Origin of the sequence: Microvirga roseola (assembly GCF_020866965.1) — a bacterium.
GTDB lineage: Bacteria > Pseudomonadota > Alphaproteobacteria > Rhizobiales > Beijerinckiaceae > Microvirga > Microvirga roseola.
The window spans coordinates 1-22,458 of sequence record NZ_JAJATX010000016.1 but is presented as its reverse complement, the minus strand read 5'-3'; the positions used below and the strand labels follow the sequence as shown (position 1 = coordinate 22,458).

At 62.3% G+C, this 22,458-nt stretch carries 23 protein-coding genes; 15 read left to right on the top strand and 8 right to left on the bottom strand.

Translation table 11 applies throughout. The features are described 5' to 3' along the window. Nucleotides 1–355: 355 nt before the first annotated feature. Nucleotides 356–1,654 carry a TrkH family potassium uptake protein gene (locus LG661_RS11935; protein ID WP_230532126.1) on the top strand — a complete coding sequence of 433 codons (1,299 nt, stop codon included), beginning with the start codon at nt 356–358 and terminating at the stop codon, nt 1,652–1,654. After that, nucleotides 1,644–2,318, top strand: a complete 675-nt coding sequence (locus LG661_RS11930; RefSeq protein WP_230532125.1) for a potassium channel family protein — start codon at nt 1,644–1,646, stop codon at nt 2,316–2,318. The genes LG661_RS11935 and LG661_RS11930 overlap by 11 nt, the downstream gene beginning before the upstream one ends. Before the next feature lie 6 nt (nt 2,319–2,324). Here the strand turns inward: LG661_RS11930 and LG661_RS11925 are convergent, their stop codons facing one another. Together LG661_RS11925 and epmA are read right to left on the bottom strand one after the other, a co-directional pair. After that, nucleotides 2,325–3,380 carry a lysine-2,3-aminomutase-like protein gene (locus LG661_RS11925; protein ID WP_230532124.1) on the bottom strand — a complete coding sequence of 352 codons (1,056 nt, stop codon included), beginning with the start codon at nt 3,378–3,380 and terminating at the stop codon, nt 2,325–2,327. Next, on the bottom strand, nt 3,377–4,441 hold the full coding sequence (gene epmA / locus LG661_RS11920; RefSeq protein WP_407666701.1) for an EF-P lysine aminoacylase EpmA: 1,065 nt from the start codon (nt 4,439–4,441) through the stop codon (nt 3,377–3,379). The genes LG661_RS11925 and epmA overlap by 4 nt, the downstream gene beginning before the upstream one ends. A 185-nt stretch (nt 4,442–4,626) precedes the next feature. On the opposite strand from epmA, the gene efp reads away from it, so the two are divergent. The 6 genes from efp to LG661_RS11890 all read left to right on the top strand — a co-directional run bounded on the left by efp (nt 4,627) and on the right by LG661_RS11890 (nt 10,242). After that, nucleotides 4,627–5,148: an elongation factor P gene (gene efp, locus LG661_RS11915; protein ID WP_230532176.1), complete on the top strand. Its 522-nt coding sequence runs from the start codon at nt 4,627–4,629 to the stop codon at nt 5,146–5,148. Between the two features lie 84 nt (nt 5,149–5,232). Beyond that, nucleotides 5,233–6,015 (top strand): hypothetical protein, encoded by a 783-nt coding sequence (locus LG661_RS11910; RefSeq protein ID WP_230532123.1) that lies wholly within the window; start codon nt 5,233–5,235, stop codon nt 6,013–6,015. A gap of 136 nt (nt 6,016–6,151) precedes the next feature. Further along, on the top strand, nt 6,152–7,336 hold the full coding sequence (locus tag LG661_RS11905; protein ID WP_230532122.1) for an aminotransferase: 1,185 nt from the start codon (nt 6,152–6,154) through the stop codon (nt 7,334–7,336). Between the two features lie 114 nt (nt 7,337–7,450). Further along, nucleotides 7,451–8,566, top strand: coding sequence for a Ppx/GppA phosphatase family protein (locus LG661_RS11900; RefSeq protein WP_407666700.1), 1,116 nt, complete (start codon nt 7,451–7,453; stop codon nt 8,564–8,566). Continuing rightward, nucleotides 8,563–9,261 (top strand): RlmE family RNA methyltransferase, encoded by a 699-nt coding sequence (locus LG661_RS11895; RefSeq protein ID WP_230532121.1) that lies wholly within the window; start codon nt 8,563–8,565, stop codon nt 9,259–9,261. The genes LG661_RS11900 and LG661_RS11895 overlap by 4 nt, the downstream gene beginning before the upstream one ends. A 42-nt stretch (nt 9,262–9,303) precedes the next feature. Then, nucleotides 9,304–10,242 carry a Gfo/Idh/MocA family protein gene (locus LG661_RS11890; RefSeq protein WP_230532120.1) on the top strand — a complete coding sequence of 313 codons (939 nt, stop codon included), beginning with the start codon at nt 9,304–9,306 and terminating at the stop codon, nt 10,240–10,242. 11 nt (nt 10,243–10,253) lie between these two features. Here the strand turns inward: LG661_RS11890 and LG661_RS11885 are convergent, their stop codons facing one another. Further along, nucleotides 10,254–11,108, bottom strand: coding sequence for a dienelactone hydrolase family protein (locus LG661_RS11885; RefSeq protein ID WP_230532119.1), 855 nt, complete (start codon nt 11,106–11,108; stop codon nt 10,254–10,256). 40 nt (nt 11,109–11,148) lie between these two features. Then, nucleotides 11,149–12,606 carry a DHA2 family efflux MFS transporter permease subunit gene (locus tag LG661_RS11880; RefSeq protein ID WP_230532118.1) on the bottom strand — a complete coding sequence of 486 codons (1,458 nt, stop codon included), beginning with the start codon at nt 12,604–12,606 and terminating at the stop codon, nt 11,149–11,151. 175 nt (nt 12,607–12,781) lie between these two features. Between LG661_RS11880 and guaB the strand changes: the two genes are divergently transcribed. Further along, nucleotides 12,782–14,275, top strand: a complete 1,494-nt coding sequence (gene guaB, locus LG661_RS11875) for an IMP dehydrogenase (protein WP_230532117.1) — start codon at nt 12,782–12,784, stop codon at nt 14,273–14,275. A gap of 8 nt (nt 14,276–14,283) precedes the next feature. Beyond that, nucleotides 14,284–14,715: an MAPEG family protein gene (locus LG661_RS11870; RefSeq protein ID WP_230532116.1), complete on the top strand. Its 432-nt coding sequence runs from the start codon at nt 14,284–14,286 to the stop codon at nt 14,713–14,715. A 65-nt stretch (nt 14,716–14,780) separates the two neighbouring features. On the opposite strand, the gene LG661_RS11865 is transcribed toward LG661_RS11870, so the two are convergent. Further along, the gene (locus LG661_RS11865) at nt 14,781–14,930 is read right to left on the bottom strand and encodes a hypothetical protein (protein WP_230532115.1); all 150 of its coding nucleotides are present in this window, start codon (nt 14,928–14,930) and stop codon (nt 14,781–14,783) included. Between the two features lie 123 nt (nt 14,931–15,053). Here LG661_RS11865 and LG661_RS11860 point away from each other — a divergent pair, with 123 nt between their 5' ends. From LG661_RS11860 to LG661_RS11850, 3 genes are all read left to right on the top strand, one after another. Then, nucleotides 15,054–16,352: an RsmB/NOP family class I SAM-dependent RNA methyltransferase gene (locus tag LG661_RS11860; protein WP_230532114.1), complete on the top strand. Its 1,299-nt coding sequence runs from the start codon at nt 15,054–15,056 to the stop codon at nt 16,350–16,352. Between the two features lie 55 nt (nt 16,353–16,407). Continuing rightward, nucleotides 16,408–17,964: a glutamine-hydrolyzing GMP synthase gene (guaA, locus tag LG661_RS11855; RefSeq protein WP_230532113.1), complete on the top strand. Its 1,557-nt coding sequence runs from the start codon at nt 16,408–16,410 to the stop codon at nt 17,962–17,964. A 535-nt stretch (nt 17,965–18,499) separates the two neighbouring features. Further along, on the top strand, nt 18,500–18,922 hold the full coding sequence (locus tag LG661_RS11850) for a hypothetical protein (RefSeq protein WP_230532112.1): 423 nt from the start codon (nt 18,500–18,502) through the stop codon (nt 18,920–18,922). Between the two features lie 15 nt (nt 18,923–18,937). On the opposite strand, the gene LG661_RS11845 is transcribed toward LG661_RS11850, so the two are convergent. Both LG661_RS11845 and LG661_RS11840 read right to left on the bottom strand, forming a co-directional pair. Then, the gene (locus tag LG661_RS11845; protein ID WP_230532111.1) at nt 18,938–19,591 is read right to left on the bottom strand and encodes a DUF2971 domain-containing protein; all 654 of its coding nucleotides are present in this window, start codon (nt 19,589–19,591) and stop codon (nt 18,938–18,940) included. A 600-nt stretch (nt 19,592–20,191) separates the two neighbouring features. After that, nucleotides 20,192–20,647 carry a hypothetical protein gene (locus LG661_RS11840; protein WP_230532110.1) on the bottom strand — a complete coding sequence of 152 codons (456 nt, stop codon included), beginning with the start codon at nt 20,645–20,647 and terminating at the stop codon, nt 20,192–20,194. A gap of 251 nt (nt 20,648–20,898) precedes the next feature. Between LG661_RS11840 and LG661_RS11835 the strand changes: the two genes are divergently transcribed. Next, complete coding sequence (locus LG661_RS11835) at nt 20,899–21,129, top strand: hypothetical protein (RefSeq protein ID WP_230532109.1); 231 nt, start codon at nt 20,899–20,901, stop codon at nt 21,127–21,129. On the opposite strand, the gene LG661_RS11830 is transcribed toward LG661_RS11835, so the two are convergent. Further along, nucleotides 21,126–21,716 (bottom strand): hypothetical protein, encoded by a 591-nt coding sequence (locus LG661_RS11830; RefSeq protein WP_230532108.1) that lies wholly within the window; start codon nt 21,714–21,716, stop codon nt 21,126–21,128. The genes LG661_RS11835 and LG661_RS11830 overlap by 4 nt on opposite strands. Nucleotides 21,717–21,948: 232 nt before the next feature. On the opposite strand from LG661_RS11830, the gene rpiB reads away from it, so the two are divergent. Beyond that, a complete protein-coding gene (gene rpiB, locus LG661_RS11825) occupies nt 21,949–22,398 on the top strand; it encodes a ribose 5-phosphate isomerase B (RefSeq protein WP_230532107.1) in 450 nt (149 codons plus the stop codon). Nucleotides 22,399–22,458: the final 60 nt, after the last annotated feature.

Sequence of the window (22,458 nt, the reverse complement as noted above, 5' to 3'; positions counted from 1 at the left end):
GAATAAAGGCCAGCCAAAATGATTGTTCCAAAGATCTCGTGGGGGACGCCTCTTTTACCGTCGCTGAGCGTACAAATGTAACCTATGTTAGGCTTTGCTGTTCTCAGAATTAGCTTAACGGGCAGAGTATACTGCTGGATTCGAGCTCTTCAGCGGTTATGAAACAGCTTCTGCGAAGCCGCACACAACGAAAACCTCTACCCCTCTGGACAGCGGTCCCTCCCAGAGGGCATGCACTCCTACACTGGGCTGTTTCTCGATGCCGGGCTGTCAAACCCGGACGAGCCGGGCTCGGCGTGTTCCGGAAAGGGTCATCTTGGCGTTTCGACGTACAATTCAGCATCCGGCGAGATTGGTGCCCCTGTCCTTCCTGACGGCCATTGCCGTGGGAACCATTCTTCTGATGTTGCCGGTAGCCAGGGTCGGGCCTGATGGGGCTCCATTCCTGACGGCGCTGTTCACCGCAACGTCGGCGGTTTGCGTCACAGGACATATCGTGGTGGATACGCCGACCTACTGGACCGGCTTCGGTCAGGCCGTGATCCTGGCGCTGATCCAGGTCGGCGGCTTCGGAATCATGACCGGCTCGACCCTCCTCGGACTCCTCATCAGCCGCCGTCTGCGGCTTACGAGCCGCCTGCTCGTCCAGACCGAGACGCCGAGCATGGCGCTCGGCGACGTGGCCGGGGTGCTGCGGCTCGTGTTCCTGGTCACCGTGGGTGTGGAACTGGTCACGGCGACCATTCTCTCTCTGCACCTACACCTGAAATACGGACAGGGCTGGGGAACGGCGATCTGGAGCGGCGTGTTCCACGCCATCTCCGCTTTCAACAACGCAGGCTTTTCGATCTATTCCGATAGCCTGATCGGCTTCGCGGTCGATCCGCTGTTCCTGGTGCCGATCATGATCGCCGTCGTGCTCGGAGGCCTCGGGTTTCCCGTTCTCTATGAGCTTTACCGGAAACCGGGATGGCCGGGGCGCTGGTCGGTTCACACGAAGATCACACTGTTCGTCACTGCCATGCTCCTCGTCGGCGGAGCGGCGGCATTCCTCGCCTTCGAGTGGAGCAATCCAGGAACTTTCGGGCCGCTCGGCTGGGGAGGCAAGGTGCTGGGCGCGATGTTCCACTCGGTCATGACGAGAACGGCCGGTTTCAACGCCGTCGACATCGGGCTCATGCGTCCTGAGACGCTAGCGGTCAGCGACGTGCTCATGCTGATCGGAGGCGGCAGCGCCAGCACCGCCGGCGGCATCAAGGTTACGACCTTCTTTCTGCTCGGCGTAGTGGTCTTTGCGGAGATCCGCGGCGAGCCGGACGTCAGCGTTTTCCGCCGCCGCCTGCCTGCGGACGTCCAGCGCCAGGCCCTGACCGTTGTGCTGCTCGCCGTCGGGCTCGTGGTGCTGGCGACGCTTGTTCTCCTCACCGTGACCAATTTCACTCTCGATGTGGTCCTGTTCGAGGCCATATCGGCCTTCGCGACGGTCGGCCTGTCGACCGGCATCACGGACGACCTGCCGCCCATAGGACAGCTCGTTCTCGTTGCCCTGATGTTCATCGGCCGCGTGGGAACGATTACCGCCGCCGCAGCTCTTGCCCTTCGCAGCAGGCAGACGCCATTCCGTTATCCCGAGGAGCGCCCCATTGTCGGATAATCTCAGATCATCCCACCACGACGGCGTGGTGGTTATCGGCCTCGGCCGTTTCGGCGGAGCGGTGGCCGAATCCCTCGTCCGCCTAGGCCATGAGGTTCTCGGCATCGACGAGAATGCCGACCTCGTCCAGCAATGGGCGGAGCGCCTCACTCACGTCGTCCAGGCGGACACCACCAACAGCGATACGCTCCGCCGTCTCGGCGTGCACGAATTCGGACGCGCCGTCGTGGGCATAGGCACCGATGTCGAGGCGAGCGTGCTGACCGTGCTGGCTTTGAGCGAAATCGACGTGCCGGATATTTGGGCCAAGGCGATGACGACGAAGCATGGGCGCATCCTGGAGCGCACCGGGGCGCACCACGTCGTCTACCCTGAAGCCGCCATGGGCGAGCGGGTGGCTCACCTCGTTACCGGCAAGATGATCGACTTCATCGAGTTTGATGACGGCTTCGCCATTGTGAAGACCCGGGCCCCGCGGGAGGTGACGGGCAGGACGCTTGCCGAATCCGGTCTGCGCAGCCGCTATGGCGTGACTGTCGTCGGGGTGAAGCGGCCCAGGACCGATTTCACCTATGCAAAGCCCGAAACTCGCATCGAAGCGGGCGACATCCTCATCGTCTCGGGTTCCACGCGACTGGTCGAGAAGTTCGCCGCGCTGACCTGAGCGTGGTCAATCCCCGCCGCCGGGCGGATAAGCGTGCTCTCCGCCCCGGAAATCCGAGACCGTGTAGCAGCCGCCATTCTCCCGGATCGCATCCGGCCCGATGACGGCCTTCCCGTGCCCGCCGGGAATATCGAGGATGTACGTCGGCTGGCAGAGCCCCGAGATCCGCCCGCGCAGAGCGGTGAGGAGCGCCCGTCCTTCCTCGATGGAGAGACGGAAATGACTGGTGCCCGGAGCAAAGTCCGGGTGGTGGAGGTAATAGGGCTTGATGCGGTTCTCCACAAAGGCCTGCATGAGGGCGGCGAGCGTCTCCGGGTCGTCGTTCACGCCCTTCAGCAGCACGGACTGGCTGATCATCACGATTCCTGCATCCACAAGCCTGGCGCAGGCCGCCCGGGCGCCGTCCGTCAGCTCGCGCGGATGGTTGGCGTGCAGGGCCACATAAGCCGTTTTCCCGCTCGCCTTCAGGGCTTCGATCAGGTCTGCATCGATCCGCTCCGGCGCGACCACGGGCACACGAGTATGGAAGCGGACGACCTTGACGTGGTCGACGGGCGCGAGCCGCCGCATGATCTCGGCAAGGCGGCGCGGCGACAGCACCAGCGGATCTCCACCGGTAAGGATCACCTCCCAGATTTCCGGATGGTCGGCGATATAGGCGAAGGCCTTCGTTATGGCCTCCGGAGACAGGGTGCCGAGCCCCTGCGGGCCGACCATCTCCCGGCGGAAGCAGAAGCGGCAATAGACCGGGCAGACATGGACGGCCTTCAGCAGCACCCGGTCAGGATAGCGATGGACGATGCCCTCGACGGGGGAATGGGCGAGGTCGCCGATAGGGTCGTCCCGCTCCTCCGGTTTCGTCACGAGTTCCGCCGCATCCGGCACGAACTGGCGGGCAATCGGGTCATCGGGATCGTTCCGGTCGATCAGCTCCGCCATCGCCGGACTGATCGCGACGGCGTAGCGCTCGGCCACGCGCCCGATTTCGGTCATGCGCTCAGGCGCCAGAAGTCCTGCCTCGACAAGCTCCGCCGGGGTGCGGATGGGGCGCGGCGCGTTCATGCCGACGTCTCCGGGACGGGGGCCCAGAGCACCTGCTCGATGCGCGAGGCGCCGGTCGCCAGCATGACGAGACGGTCGAAACCGAGGGCGATGCCGCTGGCCTCCGGCATATGGGCGAGCGCCGCCAGGAAATCCTCATCCACCGGGTAGTTTTCCCCGTAAACCCGCATTTTCTCGGCCATTTCGGCCTCGAAGCGGCGGCGCTGCTCCTCCGGATCGGTCAATTCCCCGAAGGCGTTGGCAAGTTCCACGCCGCAGGCATAGAGCTCAAACCGCTCCGCAACGCGCGGGTCGCGGGCGGTCGGGCGGGCAAGCGCCGCTTCCGCGACCGGGTACTCGTCCAGGATCGTGGCGCGCCCGAGGCCGAGATGGGGCTCGATCCGCTCGACGATGACGCGGCTGAAGAGATCGGCCCAGGTGTCGTCCTCGGCCACCCGCAGGCCTGCCTGCCTTAGGCTCTCGGCCAGCCGGTCCCGGTCCGTTTCTCCGCTCCGACAGATGGAGGAGAGGAGGTCGATGCCGGCAAAACGCTGGAAGGCTTCCGCCACGCTCAGCCGCTCGGGCTCCTTGAAAGGATCGGTCTCCCGGCCCCGAAAGGCGAGGGTTCGGGTGCCGGCCGTCTCGGCGGCGAGGGCAAGGATACTCCCGCAGTCGCGCATGAGGCTCTCGTAACTCTCACCGGCCCGGTACCATTCCAGCATCGTGAATTCAGGATGATGCAGGGGGCCGCGTTCCCGGTTGCGGTAGACATGGGCGAAGCACACTATCCGGCTCTCTCCGGCAGCCAGCAGCTTCTTGGAGGCGAATTCCGGCGAGGTGTGCAGGAACAGCGGCGTTCTCGATCCGTTGAGCCCGATCGCTTCGGTGGCGAAGGCGTGAAGATGGGCCTCGTTGCCGGGAGAGGTCTGGAGCGTGGCGGTATCTACCTCGACGAAATCATGGCCTGCGAAAAAGCCGCGCAGCGCCCCCTGGATCCGGTTGCGCGCCAGGAGAAACGGCCGTCGGTCGGCATGGACATGCGGCGTCCACCAGGGGGAAGGGGCTTTCAGAGGCTTGTCCATTCCAAAGGGTTCCGTGAGGTCGGACTGGCGATTTGCGCCGATATAGGCTACTTGCGGCACCGAAACCGTTTTCCCGCATCGGCGGGGCTGGAGAGACCAGCCCTGCGGTGCGCCCCTATCTGTCACAAGGAAGGCTTCCCGTGAAGGTCATCGCCTCTACGCTCCGCAAAGGCAATGTCGTCGATATGGACGGCAAGCTCTATGTCGTGCTCACCGCCCAGAATATCCACCCCGGCAAGGGCACACCGGTCACCCAGCTTGACATGCGCCGTATCTCCGACGGCGTGAAGGTCTCCGAGCGCTACCGCACCACGGAGCAGGTGGAACGCGCATTCGTGGAAGACCGCGAGCACACCTTCCTCTATGAGGATGGCGAAGGCTTCCACTTCATGAATCCGGAGACCTACGACCAGGTGGTCGTGCCAGAGGACATCATCGGCGATCAGAAGCCCTACCTCCAGGAAGGCATGGCCGTAATGCTCTCGACCCACAACGGCGTGCCGATCGCCATCGAGCTGCCCGCTCGCGTGACCCTCGAGATCACCGAGACCGAGCCGGTCGTGAAGGGCCAGACGGCTTCCTCCTCCTACAAGCCCGCCATGCTCTCCAACGGCGTGCGCACCATGGTGCCTCCCCACATCCAGGCCGGCACCCGCGTCGTCATCATGACCGAGGACGGCTCCTACGTGGAGCGCGCGAAGGACTAAGGCCGGCTCGCCTGCTGTCTTCATATCTTTATTGTGATTGGCAGGACGGTGGCATCTGTCCTGCCAAATTGGAAGTTTTGCCTGATGCAGACTGAGTTAAAGAACAAATTATCCTCAGGGCATTACGACTTCATCGATTTCGGCTGCAGCAAGGGGGATTCTCTTGTTTTCGGGAGAGATCATCTAGGCGGACGGAACGGCCTTGGGATCGATATCGATCCCAAAAAGGTTCAGACGTCGATCGAAAGGGGCGAAGACGCTCTGGTCGTCGATGCAACGGAGGTGGGCAGCTACAAGAATGCCGTATCCTTCAGCATCATGGCCCATTTCCTGGAGCACCTGCCGGGCCTGCCGCTGGCCATGAAGTGCATCGAAAGTGCTGTCAGCATCTCGAGGGACTTCGTTTTCATTCGCCAACCATGGTTCGATGCTGATGGCCAGCTTCTCCAGAATGAACTGAAGCTCTACTGGTCGGACTGGGGCGGCCATCAAAACCCTATGACGACACTCGACTTCTACCGCGCTATCCGGCGCCTAAAGTCGAAAAAGCCCGTCTCATGGGCCATCGACGGAAGCAATCGAATCTACAGCAGCGCCAGCAAATTCGTTCTCCCGTTGAATGCGCCGGCCAACCGACATTTTTACGATCCTCAGAAGGACGGCAGGAAGCACTTCAGCCTATTCAACTACCCTGTTTATCAGGAAATTATTTGCGTCATACAGCTCTCCAACCGCGTCGGTACGGCTGAGATCATGAACTTTGCCCGGAATAATCGCTTTCCAAAGGGCTCATTGGCGTACCGCGTTGTGAATTCAAAACCTGTGCACCACAGAAAACTTCAGCTCATTGCTTCTTCGGAACAATGAGGAGAGCAGGGCTGCACGACCCGCGACTTGGTACTCGGGGGCTGACTGCTGCCAATTTGAATCTGTGGGTCAGGGGGTTAGGCTGGACCTTCCCTGGCTTCCCACTTTTTTCGTTCCCGAGGAGCTTGAGCTTTCGATGACCAGCGGCCCAGCGATCTCCATCAACTCTCTCGTCGCTGATGTCGGAAGTCCGCCGATCCCGGAAGCGCAGAGCTGGACGAAGCGGTATGACGGGGCCTTCGGTCCGCTCATCAACTTGTCCCAGGCCGTTCCTGGCAATGCGCCTCACGAGGAGCTCATGGAGCGGATGGCGTCCATGGCCGGTTCGCCGGCGGGCGCTCAGTATGGGCCGATCATCGGTGATGCGATGCTGCGCGAGGCCTATGCGGTCGAGCTCTCGCGCCTCTATGAGGGTCGGATCGAGCCCGCCGATACGGCGATGACCGCCGGCTGCAACATGGCTTTCTTTGCCGTAATGATGCTGCTCGCCCGGCAGGGCGACGCAGTGCTGCTGCCGACGCCGTGGTACTTCAATCACCAGATGAGCCTCGACATGCTGGGAATCGAGCCGCGCCCGCTGCCGTGCCGGCCCGAGGCGGGATTTGTACCGCGTCTGGAAGATGCGGAGGCACTGATCGACGAGAAGGTCAGGGCCATCGTGCTCGTCACGCCCAACAACCCGACCGGCGCCGTCTATCCCACCCATGTAATCGAGGCCTTCTCGGAGCTCTGCGGCAAGCGCGGAATTTATCTCGTGATTGACGAGACTTATCGCGATTTCCTGCCACAGGGCATGAATCGCGCCCACGGCCTGTTTTCCGAGGACAAGTGGCGCGATACGGCGATCCAGCTTTATTCCTTCTCGAAGTCCTATGCTATTCCCGGCCATCGGATGGGCGCGGTCACGGCGGATGCGCAACTCATCGGGCAACTCGCCAAGATTCTCGACTGTATCCAGATCTGCGCGCCGCGAACGGCGCAGGCCGCACTGCCCTGGGCCATCGAGGCCCTGAAAGGCTGGCGGGAGGAAAATCGCGCCGAGATCAACCGGCGTGCACAGGTTTTTCAGGATGCCCTCGCGCCACTGCCGGAGTGGCGGATCGAGTCCGTTGGGGCCTATTTCGCGTATCTGCGCCACCCGCTCTCCGGAGCCACGGCGCAGGCCGTCGCTGAGAGGCTGGCGACCGAACGCGGGGTGCTGTGCCTGCCGGGGAGCTATTTCGGCCCCGGTCAGGAGGGGCATCTGCGCGTGGCCTTCGCCAATGTGGGGGCCGACGTTCTCGCCGGCCTGACGGAGCGCCTGCGAGACCTGCGGGTCTGATCGCCGCCGAACACTAGCCGAATAAACGAGGGGCCGACCCTTGGCAGGACCATGGGCCGGTTGTTACTCTCGATTCCATAGATGGTCCCGGCTGGGGACCAGAGGACCGAAGCCTTGACCGTGAAAGTCGATGCGACAGAGCCAGGAGACAGACGAGCGGACCCGCTGACCGGGACCGTGAGCGCTCCCGCATGGCTGCCTGATCGCCCACAGACAACGGCAAGGAACGACATCCGCCGGCCGACGCGGAGCTATGCGGCGCTCGATCTCGGCACCAACAATTGCCGCCTCCTCATCGCGGAGCCGGCCCATTTCGGTTTTCGCGTCGTCGATGCGTTCTCGCGAATCGTCAGGCTCGGCGAGGGGCTCGGGCTCGGCAATCACCTGAGCGACGATGCCATCGAGCGCACCATCGACGCGCTGCGCGTCTGCCGCGACAAGATGATCGCCAAGGAGGTCCGGCGTGCACGGCTCGTCGCAACGGAGGCCTGCCGCCTCGCAAAGAACGGCCCGTCCTTCATCGAACGGGTGCGTAGCGACCTCGACCTCGAACTCGAGGTCGTCGACCGCAAGACCGAGGCCTACCTCGCCGTGACCGGCTGCGCCTCGCTCGCCGATCCGAAGGCCCATTCCGTCATCGTGTTCGATATCGGCGGCGGCTCGACGGAGATCGCTTGGCTCGACGGCCAGGCTCCCCATGCTTTCGCCGATCCCTGCAATCGGATCCGGGCCTGGGATTCGCTGCCCGTCGGGGTCGTGACCCTGGCCGAACGCCATGGTGGGGTCGACGTGAGCCGCACCAATTTCGAGGGGATGGTCGAGGAGGTCTCCGAACTTCTCCTCGATTTCACTCTTGCCGCGGCCGATGCCGGGCGGGCGCACAATTTCCATCTCCTCGGCACTTCGGGCACCGTCACGACTGTCGGCGGCATCCATCTGGGGTTGGCACGTTATGATCGTCGCCGCGTTGACGGCATGTGGATGCGAAACGGTGAGATCTCGACGGTGATCGAGCGCCTGCTGCACTCGAATTTCGAGCAGCGGGCCGAGAATCCGTGTATCGGACGCGAGCGCGCCGATCTGGTGCTGGCCGGCTGCGCGATCCTCGAAGCAATCCGCCGGGCCTTTCCGTCGGATCGCCTGCGCATTGCGGATCGCGGCCTGCGCGAAGGGATTCTGATGAACATGATGCGTGAGGATTCGGTGTGGCGGGAGGGAAGCCAGCGGTGAGTTCCAAATCCGGCTCTGGCGTCCGCAACCTCAAGCAGCGCGTGAAGACGGCCAATAAGCGGTCCCTGTCTTCGCAGAAATGGCTCGAACGCCAGCTCAACGATCCCTACGTCGCCCGCGCCAAGCGCGAGGGCTACCGCTCGCGTGCAGCTTTCAAGCTCCTCGAGATCGACGAGAAGTATCAGATTCTCAAGCCCGGCCAGCGGGTCGTGGACCTGGGCGCCGCGCCCGGCGGCTGGTCCCAGATCGCGGCCAAGAAGGTCGGGGCAAAGGGCAAGGTCGTCGGCATCGACCTCCTGCCCATCGATCCGATGGCGGGCGTCGAATTCATCCAGCTCGACTTTTTGGACGAGAGCGCTCCGGGCAAGCTGATCGAGATGCTGGGCGGCCCGGCCGACGTGGTCATGTCCGACATGGCGGCCAACACGACCGGTCACAAGAAGACCGATCACCTGCGGATCATCGGGCTGGCGGAAGCTGCTATCTATTTCGCCCGTGAGATCCTCGCTCCGGGCGGGGCGTTCGTCGCCAAGGTGTTCCAGGGCGGCACGGAGAACCAGCTTCTCGCTGACCTCAAGCGCGACTTCGCGGTGGTGCGCCACGTGAAACCTGCGGCAAGCCGGGCCGATTCGGCGGAACTCTATGTGCTGGCGACCGGTTTTCGAGGTGCGGCAGACCGGACGCCTTCGCCCTGACGGGCCTCCTGCGTGGTTGCCGCTCATGAAGGGACCACGCACATGACGACACATCGCATCGGCATCATCGGCCTCGGCAAGATCGCCCACGACCAGCATCTGCCTGTCATCCGTTCCAATCCCAATTTTGAGCTGGTCGCCGTGTCGAGCCAGCGCGGGATCTCGCCCGAGGATGCCGAATACACGTTTCAGGACTACCGCAAGATGCTCGCCAAGGTCCCGAACCTCGATGCGGTCGCCATCTGCACGCCGCCGCAGGTGCGCCACCGGATTGCCCGCGAGGCGCTGCTCGCAGGCAAGAGCGTGCTCCTGGAAAAGCCGCCTGCCGCCAGCTTAAGCGAGCTGGAGGATCTCAGGCAATTGGCCGACAAGGCCGGCAAGACCATCTTCACGACCTGGCACGCCCAGTACAACAAGGCCGTCGAGGAGGCGAAGAAGGCTCTCGCCGGATGGACCATCAAGCGCCTTCAGGTCACCTGGAAGGAGGACGTTCGCCACTGGCACCCTGGCCAGCAATGGATCTGGGCTCCGGGCGGCTTCGGGATCTTCGATCCCGGCATCAATGCGCTCTCCATCGTCACACGCATCATGCCGGAACCGGTCTTCATCAAACAGGCGACCCTGGAATGCCCGGCGAACCGCGATGCGCCGATTGCGGCCAATCTCCAACTCGCCACCGGTCACACGGACGGCAACCTCCAGGCCGAGTTCGACTGGCGTCAAACCGGGCCGCAGACGTGGGACATCGAGGTCGAGACGGAGGCAGGCTTTGGCCTGAAGCTCGTCCGCGGCGGAAGCTGTCTCGAGATCGACGGGCGTCTCGTGGTGAACGAGGAGCCGAAGGAGTATGAAGGCATCTACAGACGCTTCGATGCCCTCCTGACCATCGGAAGATCGGAGGTGGACGCCGCCCCGTTCCGCCTCGTCGCCGACGCCTTCATGGTCGGGAAACGGGTCGAGGTCGAAGCGTTCGAGGATTAACTCCCGCCCATTCACCCCACGTGCTTCTTCAGGAAATCCACCGTGCGTTTCCAGGCGAGATCGGCGGCTTCCTTGTCATAGCGAGCAGCATTGGTGTCGTTGTTGAAGGCGTGGTTCACGCCCTCGTACATGTGGATTTCATAGGTCTTCCCGGCTTCCTTCAGGGCCGCTTCATATGCGGAGATCCCTGCGTTGATGCGCTCGTCCTGGCCCGCATAATGGAGCATGAGCGCCGCCTCGATCTTCGGCACGTCGACAGGATCCGCCTGCCGGCCGTAATAGGCGACGCCGGCGTCGAGGTCGGGTTCATTGACGGAGAGAGTATTGACGGCCCCACCGCCCCAGCAGAAGCCGACCGCCCCGACCTCGCCGTTGCCGTCCGGCAGGCCCTGGAGGTAGTCCACAGCGGCCTTACCGTAGGAAATCACGTCCTCCTGCTCCAGCTGGCCGATCATCTCGCGGCCCTTGTCCTCGTCGGCGGGCGTACCGCCCATGGGCGAGAGGTAGTCGAGGCCGAGCGCGATGAAGCCCTCGGTCGCCATGCGGCGGGTCACGTCCTTGATATGCGGGTTGAGGCCGCGGTTTTCGTGGATCACGAGAACGGTCGGAAGGTCGTCGCCGCTTGTCGGCTTGGCGAGATAGCCTTTCAGACCGGAAGCGCCGGGAATGTCGACCATTTCGGTCGTGATCCGCGGATCGTTCTCCGGCACGGTCTGCGCGTGGGCATAATTGTTCTGGAGGATCGGAAGGAGCGCCGTTGCGCCTGCCGCACTTCCCACCAGCGCTGCGAGGCGGTCGAGGAAGGTCCGGCGGTTCATGCCGCCATGGGTGAAGTCGTCGTAGAGGTCGATGATGCGCTGATCCATGGTGGCCTCCTGGTCCTGGAGACAGGATCGTAGCGCAGGCTCAGCGGCGTTCCACTTCCTCACCAAGATTTGTAGTGCCGTCTCCTAGACCTGTGGAGGGAGGCTTGCTCTCGACGGCTTGGTGGCCCGACATCTCCGCGCCTGCCGTGGGAGACAGGTGGGCGAAGATGAAGCCGGACAAGGCGGAGACGGTCGCAACGGCCCAGAAGGCAGGCCCGAAGTCCACTGCGCCGATGGCTTCCGCGCCCCGGAAATGGGCTGCAGCCTCCACCACATAGGCCCCGAAGGCCACGCCGATGCTCAGCGCCACCTGCTGGGCGGCGCTTGAGAGGCTGGTGGCATAGCTCATGTCCCGCTTCGAAATCTCCGCATAGCCGATGGCATTCAGGCTGGTGAACTGGAGCGAGCGGAAGCAGCCGCCCACGAAGAGGATCGCCATGATGAGCCAGTAGGGCGTCCAGGGCGTAAAGAATCCGTTCAGGGCGATGAAGAGCGCGCCGATGAAGGCGTTGACGGTCAGCACCCGGCGGAAGCCGAACCGCTCCAGGATGCGCTTCGCCATGGTTTTCATGAACAGCGCGCCCACCGCCGCAATGAAGGTGAGCGAGCCGGAGGCGAGGGGGGAAAGCCCGAATCCGATCTGCAGCATGAGCGGCAGCAGAAAGGGGATTGCCCCGACGCCGATGCGGAAGAGCGAGCCGCCGACCACGCTGATCCGGAAGGTCGGGACCTTGAGAAGGCTTAGCTGCAGCACGGGATGCGGCGTCCGCCGGGCATGGAACATGTAGAGGATCACGCTCGCCGCCCCGACGATGATGCAGCCGGCCGAGATTTCCGCCGGGATGAGGTGCCGTCCGCCCGAGGCGAAGCCCAGCATCAGGAGCGCGAGGCCGATTCCGGAGAGCAGGAAACCCACGATATCCAGGGGCGGGGTATCCTCCTCCCTGACATTGGGAACGAAGATCGTGGCGAGAATGATGCCAAGGATCCCGATGGGAATGTTGATGAAGAAGATCCAGCGCCAGTCGAAATAGGTGGTGATGAAGCCCCCGAGGGGCGGACCAACGACGGGGCCTATCAGGGCCGGGATCGTGAGGGTCGCAAGCGCCTGCACGACCTCGTTGCGCGCGACGCTACGCAGGAGAACGAGGCGGCCGACCGGCACCATCATGGCGCCCCCGGCACCCTGCAGGAAGCGGGCGATGACGAAGCCTTCGAGGGAATTGGCTCCGGCGCAGGCCAGGGAACCCGCCATGAACACGCCGATAGCGGCGGTGAAGATGGTCCGCGCCCCGAACTTGTCCGCCATCCAACCCGAGATCGGGATGAAGATGGCAAGGCTCACCAGATAGGAGGTCAGGGCGAGTTTCAGCGCGATCGGATCCGTCCCCAAGTCCTGCGCGATCATCGGCAGGGACGTCGAGATCACCGTCGAGTCCATGTTCTCCATGAAGAGAGCGGTGGCGATGATCAAGGGAAGGAGGCGGGATTGGCGCATGACCTTTGGCACTTAACGCTATGCCACGAGGTTGCAAAGCGCTTTGCTGCACGGCAGATCTTCGGTGAATGCGCTCCTTCGGCGCTTTGCGAAAAGGAAAGCCCGTGCTACGGACCCGTGCCAACTCGCCAAAGCGTTATGCTTCACCCGACCGCGACCACTAAAGGAGTTGGCCATGGCCTCTGTACTTGCCGATAAGATCATCGAAGGACTGACCTTCGATGACGTGTTGCTCAGGCCGGGCCGCTCAGAGGTCCTGCCCGGCGATGTGGATATCGCCACCCGGCTCACCCGGACAATCCGCCTCAACATGCCTATCGTTGCCTCCGCCATGGACACCGTGACCGAGGCCCGCATGGCCATCGCCATGGCCCAGAACGGGGGGCTCGGGGTCATCCACCGCAACCTGGAGCCCGAGGTTCAGGCCGAGCAGGTCCGCCTCGTGAAGCGCTACGAGTCGGGCATGGTGATGAACCCCATCACCATCTATCCGGACGAGACCCTCGCCGATGCGCTCGCCATGATGAAGCATCACGGCATTTCCGGCATTCCGGTGGTGGAGCGCGGCCCCAACGGTATTAAGGGCAAGCTCGTCGGCATTCTCACGAATCGCGACGTGCGCTTCGCCAATAATCCCGGCCAGCCCGTTTCCGAATTGATGACCAAGGACCGGCTCATCACCGTGCGCGAGGGCGTCAGCCAGGACGAGGCGCGCCGCCTTCTCCACCAATTCCGCATCGAGAAGCTTCTGGTCGTGGACGACCATTACCGCTGCATCGGCCTGATCACGGTCAAAGACATCGAGAAGCAGGTGGCTTACCCGAACGCGGCCAAGGACACGCAGGGGCGGCTTCTGGTCGCCGCCGCGACGACTACGGGCGAACAGGGCTTCGAGCGCTCCGAGCGCCTCATCGACGCGGGCTGCGACGTGATCGTGGTCGATACCGCCCACGGTCACTCGGTGAAGGTGCTGGAGAGCGTCACGCGGGTGAAGAAGCTCTCCAATGCGGTCCAGGTCATCGCCGGCAACGTGGCGACGCGGGAAGGGGCCAAGGCCCTGATTGATGCGGGCGCGGATGCGGTGAAGGTCGGCATCGGCCCAGGCTCCATCTGCACCACCCGTATCGTGGCGGGCGTGGGCGTGCCCCAGCTCACCGCCATCATGGAGGCCGTCGAGGCGGCGTCGGAGGCGGACGTGCCGGTGATTGCAGACGGCGGCATCAAGTTCTCGGGCGACCTCGCCAAGGCTCTCGCGGCGGGTGCCTCCTGCGCCATGGTGGGCTCTCTGCTCGCCGGGACCGACGAGACGCCGGGCGAGGTCTTCCTCTACCAGGGGCGCTCCTACAAGTCCTATCGCGGCATGGGCTCGGTGGGGGCCATGTCCCGCGGCTCGGCGGACCGCTACTTCCAGGCGGAGGTGCGCGATACCCTGAAGCTGGTGCCCGAAGGGATCGAGGGGCAGGTCGCCTATAAGGGCCCGGTCTCGGCTGTTCTCCACCAGCTCGCCGGGGGGCTGCGCGCCGCCATGGGCTATGTGGGTGCGCCGACCCTGCCGGAATTCCGCGAGAGGGCCCAGTTCATCCGCATCACGAGCGCGGGCCTGCGCGAGAGCCACGTCCACGACGTAACGATCACGCGGGAAAGCCCGAACTATCCGACCCGTAGCTGAGCCGTCCCATGAGCCTGACCGCCATTCTTCTGCCCGTCTTCCTCCAGATCGGGCTGACCTTCGTCCTGATGGCCTGGATGGGCCGGTCGCGGGTGACCCACATACGCAAGGGGGAGGTCAAGGTGGGCGAGATCGCGCTGGGCGAGCGGAACTGGCCGAGGCGCACGCTGCAGATCGCGAACGCCTTCCACAACCAGTTCGAGCTGCCGGTACTGTTCTATGTGCTGGTGGCGCTGGCGCTGATCACCCGCAAGGCGGACCTCGCCTTCGTGATCCTCGCCTGGCTGTTCGTGGCGGCCCGGCTCGCCCATGCCTACATTCACGCCACGTCCAACAAGGTGGCCCGGCGCTTTCAGGTCTTCCTGATCGGCGCGATGGTGCTCATGCTCATGTGGCTCGTATTCGCGCTGCGGGTCCTCTTCACGGAGGCCAGCATCTAGCGCATCTGCCCTGCATTGCGGGCGGAAAAGAAGAAGGGGATGGGCGTTGACCCATCCCCGGCGCCTTAGAAGCGCTTGCCGCTCTCGAGCTGCGTCTTGGCGTCATAGGCCTTGCGCGGCGGAGGCGTCAGGTCCGCGGCGGGCGGCGTGCTGGCGCAGGCCGCGATGGCAAGGGTGAGGCCGACAGCGACGAGGCGGGTCAGACGGGAGAACATGAGGTCAAGACTCCGGAAAGAATGCGTGCGATGTGCAAGCGCTTCCTGAATCCACATCGGATCGGGCCGGAAAATAGGAAACAATGTGTCGTTTCTACGGCCAAGCTTAAGTGTGCTTTTTCGATGACACCTGCCGCCCGCCTTTCCGCCGCCATCGAGGTCCTCGGGGACATCGAAGCCCGCCGCCGCCCGGCGGCAGACGCCCTCAAGGATTGGGGCCTGTCGCACCGCTTCGCGGGCTCCAAGGACCGGGCGGCGATTGCCAGCCTCGTCTACGATTCTCTGCGCCGGAAGGCTTCGGCCGGTTGGATCGTGGGGGAGACGACGCCCCGCGCCGTGGTGCTCGGCATGCTGCGCCTGCAGCGGGATCTGTCCGTGGATGCCATCGCCCGCCTGTGCTCCGGGGAGCGCTTCGCTCCCGAGCCGCTTTCTGACGAGGAGTGGACGAGGCTTGAAGCCGCCGAGCTCTCCGGCGCTCCGGCCCATGTGGCCGGCGACTTCCCGGACTGGATCGAGCCATCCCTGCAGCGTCTCCTTGGCGGTGACCTTGTTCCCGAAATGCAGGCGCTTTCCACCCGCGCGCCGCTGGACCTGAGGGTGAACACGCTGAAGGTCTCCTCCCGTGACGAGGCGCATGATGCCCTGCCGCATCTTGGGGCCGTCGAGACTCCGCTCTCGCCCCTGGGCCTCCGGATCGCGCCGAGCGAAGACGGGCGGGGACCTGCCGTGCAGGCGGAGCCCGAATTCCTGAAAGGCTGGATCGAGATCCAGGACGAGGGCTCGCAACTGGCGGCGCTCCTGTCCGCCGTGAAGCCCGGCGAGCAGGTGGTGGACCTCTGCGCCGGCGGCGGCGGGAAGACCCTCGCGCTTGCCGCCATGATGGAGAACCAGGGCCAGATCTATCCCACCGACAACGACGCCCGCCGCCTGGCCCCGATCCATGATCGTCTGACAAGGGCGGGGGTGCGCAACGTCCAGGTCAGGACACCGCGTGCCAAGGCGGATGCGGTCTCGGATCTCGACGGCCGCATCGATTGCGTGCTCGTGGATGCGCCCTGCACCGGTGTCGGAACCTGGCGGCGCAACCCGGATGCGAAGTGGCGGCTTCGCCCCGGAAGCCTGGAGACCCGGCTGAAGGAACAGGCCGCCGTTCTCGACCGGGCGGCGGCTCTGGTGAAGCCGGGCGGGCGGATCGTCTATATCACCTGCTCGGTTCTGCCGGAGGAGAACGACGATGCCCTCTCCGTCCTGATGGAGCGCAACCCCGCCTTCTCGCCCGTCCCCGTCGACGAGGTCCTGAAGCAGGCGGGATTCGCCCATCTGAAGGACCGGGCTCGGCCAACCGCCCACGGCCTCCAACTGACGCCGCTCACGACCGGTACCGACGGCTTTTACATTGCCGTCCTGAGGCGTAAAGCATGACCGGGCCTCACATTGTTATTGCTGTCTCACCTCTCAAGGCCGTAAGCACCTCGCCATGACCCAGACCCACGACAAGATCCTCATCGTCGACTTTGGAAGCCAAGTGACCCAGCTCATCGCACGCCGTGTGCGCGAGGACGGCGTCTATTCGGAGGTCGTGCCCTTCCAGAAGGCGGCGGAAGCGATCCGCACCATGAAGCCAAAGGGCGTGATCCTGTCGGGCGGGCCGGAATCGGTGACCACGGACGCCTCGCCCCGCGCCCCGAAGGAACTGTTCGAAGCGGGCCTGCCGGTCTTCGGCATCTGCTACGGCCAGCAGACCATGGCGGCGCAGCTCGGCGGCGAGGTCGAGGGTGGCCATCACTCCGAGTTCGGCCGGGCTGAGATTGAGGTTCTGACCGAGAGCCCGATCTTTCAGGGCGTCTGGCAGGTCGGCAAGAAATATCCCGTCTGGATGAGCCATGGCGACCGGGTGACGAAGCTCCCCGAAGGCTTCCAGGTGCTCGCGGCTTCCGAGAACGCGCCCTTCGCCGTGGTGGCTGACGAGGAGCACAAGTTCTACGGGGTCCAGTTCCACCCGGAGGTGGTGCACACGCCCCAAGGGGCGCAGCTCATCCGCAACTTCGTCCGCGACATCGCGGGCTGCCGGGGCGACTGGACCATGAAGGCCTTCCGCGAGGAGGCCATTGAGCGCATCCGCGCCCAGGTCGGAAAGGGCAGGGTGATCTGCGGCCTCTCCGGCGGCGTCGACTCCGCTGTGGCGGCGGTGCTCATCCACGAGGCCATCGGAGACCAGCTCACCTGCGTCTTCGTCGATCACGGGCTTCTGCGCGCCTCGGAGGCCGAGCAGGTCGTGACGCTTTTCCGCGACCACTATAACATCCCGCTCGTCCACGTGCAGGCGCAGGATCTCTTCATCGGTGCGCTGGAAGGCGTGTCGGACCCTGAGGTGAAGCGCAAGACCATCGGCAAGCTCTTCATTGACGTGTTCGACGAGGAGGCCAAGAAAATCGGCGGGGCCGACTTCCTGGCGCAGGGGACGCTCTATCCGGACGTGATCGAGAGCGTCTCCTTTACGGGCGGCCCCTCCGTCACCATCAAGAGCCATCACAATGTGGGCGGTCTCCCCGAGCGCATGAAGATGAAGCTCGTGGAGCCCCTGCGCGAGCTGTTCAAGGACGAGGTCAGGGTGCTCGGCCGCGAGCTCGGCCTGCCCGACGCTTTCGTCGGACGCCATCCGTTCCCGGGCCCTGGCCTCGCCATCCGCGTGCCGGGCGAGATCACCCGCGAGAAGCTCGACATCCTGCGCAAGGCCGACGCCATCTATCTCGAAGAGATCCGCCATGCAGGCCTCTACGACGAAATCTGGCAGGCTTTCGCCGTGCTGCTGCCCGTCAAGACTGTTGGCGTCATGGGAGATGCGCGCACCTACGACCATGTCTGCGCACTGCGCGCGGTGACCTCGATCGACGGCATGACGGCGGATTTCTATCCCTTCGACATGACGTTCCTGGGTCGCGTCGCCACCCGCATCATCAACGAGGTGAAGGGCATCAACCGGGTGACCTACGACATCACATCGAAGCCGCCCGGCACCATCGAGTGGGAGTAGGGGTAAATATTCCTATTACCTCTAGGAAACCTCATAATCGAAGCATGTATTGAGAGCTAAGCCCACGGTTTCGTGGGCTTTTTTCTTGCCGGAGACGATAGTTCTGAATCGTTGAATCGGCAGGTTAAAACCAGCAAAAGCCGAAGGAGCGAAAGTTTTTCTTGGTACTTCTGAGGGTACGGACTTCGGCTACTCATCAAGAACGCTCTGATACCATAGCTCTCCAAAGTAACACGGTCATGGTATCGCGGACGGGCGAACCCTTTAGACTCAACGGATTCAGCCCGATTTTCGCGCGCCTTTTGATCATGGTATCGAGATGAATCAGGACTACTGGGGAATCCTGGAATAGCTAAGCTTCAATAGCTACTTAGGGCGCTTTCGGAACTTTGTTGCCGTTGACGATGTATTCGCATCGTCAACGAGCATTGGTTTCCAAATCGAACCACAATTTCCGATAGCCAAAATCAATCACGAGCCCGGCTCGGCAGCGGTACAATTCTCTCCATCAACAATCACCAAACGAAGGAGAGGTATGGAAACCGACAAGCTGAAGGTTCACAGTGGGAAGTGCTGCCTGTGCGACGTGGGTATAGCGCTCGGCTATCAGGACGATACTGGCAATGAGCTGCACACGGGCGACATCGTCGTGATCTGGCACGGTAGCTACATCGGGACAGAAGCTGAATTCTGGGATGGCGGCGACAGCCTCACCGTCGTGGTTATGAATCAGTATCAGTCCTACTCGGACGGCACGGTAAAGATCCAGGACGGCCCGCATGTGCCGTTTGTGATGGGCATCCGGGGCTGCGGCTTCAACGACCCCGAGTGGCGCGTTCGCATCGTCAAGAAGTTCCCAAACGTCGTCGCAGGCGAGCACTGGCCAGCCTACGGCTTCAGCTACGCCAAGAACGCGAATGCTGACAGCGCCGCCATCGCCGCAGCAGGTGCAGCATGATCACCAATCCTGAGACTACCAGAGTGACTGATTGAGCTGAGGGACCACTGAGTATGACCTGAACGCCAGGCGCGCCTTGCAGAGTGACACGCTACTCGCCTGGTCTCCTAGCGCAGCCTTTAGGTGGTCCCTGGTCAACGTTGAACGGTGCCCGACGATGACCTCCCGCAAGGCAATCTCGTCGGAGAAGTTCGTGAAGTGGCGATCTTCTTCGTCCGGCTTCTCGCCTCTGAGGTCCACGTAGACGCGTACTTCGTTCTCGTATTGCCAGTGAACGTACTTGGTCGAGATGATCTGCTTGAAATGCTCCCAACGATCATCTCCCGCTTTCCGAAGCAGGGCGTCACTCGGCTCGGTCAGTGTTTCGCTATATATTACTGGGTCCAGTCGTTCGTCAGGGATATCGAATCCGAGGCAGAGCCCTCGATGTCGGTCAGCGTAGTGCGCCCACTGGACTGGGTTCTTCCAGTCTCGGCTAAAGCACAGAATTCCGATGGACTCGTGTAGCCAGTCCTTCACCGCTCTGAACGCTTTGCGCACTTCTCTATCAGCGGTCGCGATCTCGAACTCGAAAGGGTCGTTAAGGTCGTGAACGCGAGCGACCTTGAGATGCCGCTTGCGGATGTCATCCAGCCCCCACTTTTGATCTATGAAGTGATAGACGCGCAACTCAGCCTCTCCCGACAATAAGCCCCTATTGAGTACCTTCTAGCGGCCGGCTAAACCACCTCAGAATCGCGTTTTGAGGTCATGGCATTTTTCATGGTAGCTTATCCACAAGCAGCACGTAAGGCATTGAAAAGAATGATCAATTTCTGTCCGGAAACAATCGAGTGGGAGTGAGGTTAATACTCCTAATAATGTCTAGGAAGCCTCACAATCGAAGCACGTATTAGGAACTAAGCCCACGGTTTCGTGGGCTTTTTTCTTGTCGACGACGATAGTTTTAGGATGATGAGTCGCGACGCTCAAACCGAGTAAAACTCGAAGGAGAGTGAGTTTTTCTTGGTACTTCTGAGGGTACGGGATTCAGCTATTCATCAGACGCGCTCCGATACCATAGCCCGTCAAAGTATTAGCATTATGGTATCGCAGCAGAGCAACGCCTTTAGAGTCAACGGATTTGGCCGATTTTTATGGCACTTTTTGTTCATGGTATCGCGGCGAATTCGAATTTCTAAGGAAACCCGGAATAGACAGCTTCTATAGGCACTTAGAACGATTTTCTTGCTCCGCCCTTATTGATGATGCAGCCACATCATCAATCGTTCAGCCGAAGTGATCGAGGGCAATAGTCAGGTCGGCACGCTGTCGCGGCGAGAACTCGGCTTCGTATGCTTTCAGGTCGGCCAGGAGGCTGCCTCGGCTTGCCGGTGCGTCCTTGTTGGTGATGTAGATCGTGAAGTCCGGGCTGCGCTCCAACTCGGCAAGCAACCGCAAGACCACCGCGCTCTCAATGATGACTGGGCGTGGTGAGTACGCGTCGACCCGCTTGGCGATGATCCTGGCGATCTCGTCGTTGCGGTACACGAGCCGACCCTGCCGCTCGATCAGGAATAGGTCGGACTCGATCAGCGACACGTTGAACCGATAGGCCAGGTAGCGTCCCATCTCGGTCTTGCCGACACCCGGCAGCCCGTCGATCGCCACGATCTTACCTGGCAGTCCGTGCAGGATCGGGCTCAAGGCTTCGACGACAGGCCGATAGTCATCTACATTTCTCAAGGCATCACCCAAAAGCCACTTTGGGGACGCGCCGGGCCCAGCGCGCCACCGCCGAGGCGGCTCCCCTTATCCCTAGGGCCAAAGTGAGTGGAAGGTCCGGCCACGATCGAATGCGCAGTCTGGGACTGCCCCTCATCTAACGTCCGAAACGCCTTGGCCGGCACCTTCCGATTTCTATCCTAGCGCGGACACGGATAATGCCAAGCACAGACGAGCGCATGGTATAGTGCGGGCTGCATTGAGGGGCTGGAATGGACGAAATTCTGCGCGTCGGTTCCGACGACATCCTCTACCGCTTGCGCCAGGAAGAAGAGGTGCGGGCCGACGAGATCCGGCGGTGGCGCCGGAATGCCTGCGGCGGGAGCATCCAGGAAGCCGACCACTACCACGACCTAGCCGGCGACGCCGCGCGGGAGATCATTCGGCTCCGTCTGAAGCTGAAAGAGGTGGGGATTGAGTACCTGCCTGGGCCGCAGGCTTAGGTTCTCAACTCCTCCCGGTAGCTATCCAGCCTATATTGCCAGTCCTTCATCACTTCGACCGTCTTCTCAATGTAGCCGAGTAGGACGGTTAGATTAATCAGGCTCCATTCCTTCAAGTGCTGCCTGTCTTTGCGATCATCCGAAAACCGGAAGGTTTCGCCATTCGGGTCGATCTCGTGGACGCACTTGATAGCAAGTCCCATCAGATCCAACTCCTCCGGCTTTGCGAGCCGCGCAGGAAGCTTTCTGAAGCCTGCCTGAGCGCGTTCCCAGTTCTTAGTGAGGTCGTGAACTTTCGCCGCCTTCATCTCCTCGTCGCTTAAGGCCAGCCCCATTTCATTCACCAGCCATTTCATGAACAACTCAAGGTTGTGCCGATAGCTGTAGCACGCAGGATAGACTAGCGTGTCAACTATGGCGCCGGGCTGCTGTGCCGCTCGGAGCAGGATTAGCGTGGCATCGAAATAGCCGAGCGCGTAATCGAAAAGATCGTATCGGCCACCATTGTCGCCGACACACGCATTCTTGCTAGAATTTTGTGTGTCGCCTCGGAATAACTCATTCTGGCGGAACTTGGATTCGGTCATCGGATCGACATACGGTAACTGCCAGGATCAGTCTACGCGTAGGGCTCCTCGGCACCCTAAAATGCGGCACTTTTTGCCATGGCATAGCTCATGGTATCGTATCCACAGGCAATCTTTAAGTGCTGGAAAACATGAGCTTTTTCTTGCAAGAAACATTTGAGTGGGAGTAGGGGTGAGTTGATCCAACTCGGTCAGGCCACCAAATCGCTGTGGGAAGCGGGGTGACTTCTCGATGACAGTCAGCAACCGCATCGTGCTCTCCAGCGACCACACCGCCATTCAGCTCCGACAGGCCATCGCCGCTCATATCGCAGCGCATGGCTGGGTGGTGGTCGATATCGGACCGACGACGCCGGAGAGCACACACTATCCTAGGTACGGCGAAGCGGCGGCGCGGCTCGTCGCGTCCGGTGATTACCGCTTTGGCATTATTCTATGCGGCACCGGCCAGGGCATCATGATGGCGGCAAACAAGGTAAAGGGCATCCGTTGCGGTGTCTGCGTCGACACATTCTCCGCCCGCATGATCCGCCAGCACAATGATGCCAACATGCTGTCAATTGGCGTGCGCGTAGTGGGCGAAGGGCTGGCGTTTGATATTGTGGATGCGTTCCTGACCGCACAGTTCGAGGCCGGCCGGCATGTGACGCGGGTAGAGATGATTAGGGCACTGGTGGGTTAGCGCCGTTCTTTGCTTCTTCACTAGGCTCAGGACCTATTAATTTGGGCTGAGGTGTGATTC

Coding starts and splice junctions, on each gene's coding strand:
- LG661_RS11925 (WP_230532124.1), bottom strand. CDS start 3,380: ATGAACGCGCCGCGCCCCATCCGCACCCCGGCGGAGCTTGTCGAGGCA.
- epmA (WP_407666701.1), bottom strand. CDS start 4,441: ATGGACAAGCCTCTGAAAGCCCCTTCCCCCTGGTGGACGCCGCATGTC.
- efp (WP_230532176.1), top strand. CDS start 4,627: ATGGACGGCAAGCTCTATGTCGTGCTCACCGCCCAGAATATCCACCCC.
- LG661_RS11910 (WP_230532123.1), top strand. CDS start 5,233: ATGCAGACTGAGTTAAAGAACAAATTATCCTCAGGGCATTACGACTTC.
- LG661_RS11905 (WP_230532122.1), top strand. CDS start 6,152: ATGACCAGCGGCCCAGCGATCTCCATCAACTCTCTCGTCGCTGATGTC.
- LG661_RS11890 (WP_230532120.1), top strand. CDS start 9,304: ATGACGACACATCGCATCGGCATCATCGGCCTCGGCAAGATCGCCCAC.
- LG661_RS11885 (WP_230532119.1), bottom strand. CDS start 11,108: ATGGATCAGCGCATCATCGACCTCTACGACGACTTCACCCATGGCGGC.
- LG661_RS11880 (WP_230532118.1), bottom strand. CDS start 12,606: ATGCGCCAATCCCGCCTCCTTCCCTTGATCATCGCCACCGCTCTCTTC.
- guaB (WP_230532117.1), top strand. CDS start 12,782: ATGGCCTCTGTACTTGCCGATAAGATCATCGAAGGACTGACCTTCGAT.
- LG661_RS11870 (WP_230532116.1), top strand. CDS start 14,284: ATGAGCCTGACCGCCATTCTTCTGCCCGTCTTCCTCCAGATCGGGCTG.
- LG661_RS11865 (WP_230532115.1), bottom strand. CDS start 14,930: ATGTTCTCCCGTCTGACCCGCCTCGTCGCTGTCGGCCTCACCCTTGCC.
- LG661_RS11860 (WP_230532114.1), top strand. CDS start 15,054: ATGACACCTGCCGCCCGCCTTTCCGCCGCCATCGAGGTCCTCGGGGAC.
- guaA (WP_230532113.1), top strand. CDS start 16,408: ATGACCCAGACCCACGACAAGATCCTCATCGTCGACTTTGGAAGCCAA.
- LG661_RS11850 (WP_230532112.1), top strand. CDS start 18,500: ATGGAAACCGACAAGCTGAAGGTTCACAGTGGGAAGTGCTGCCTGTGC.
- LG661_RS11835 (WP_230532109.1), top strand. CDS start 20,899: ATGGACGAAATTCTGCGCGTCGGTTCCGACGACATCCTCTACCGCTTG.
- LG661_RS11830 (WP_230532108.1), bottom strand. CDS start 21,716: ATGACCGAATCCAAGTTCCGCCAGAATGAGTTATTCCGAGGCGACACA.
- rpiB (WP_230532107.1), top strand. CDS start 21,949: ATGACAGTCAGCAACCGCATCGTGCTCTCCAGCGACCACACCGCCATT.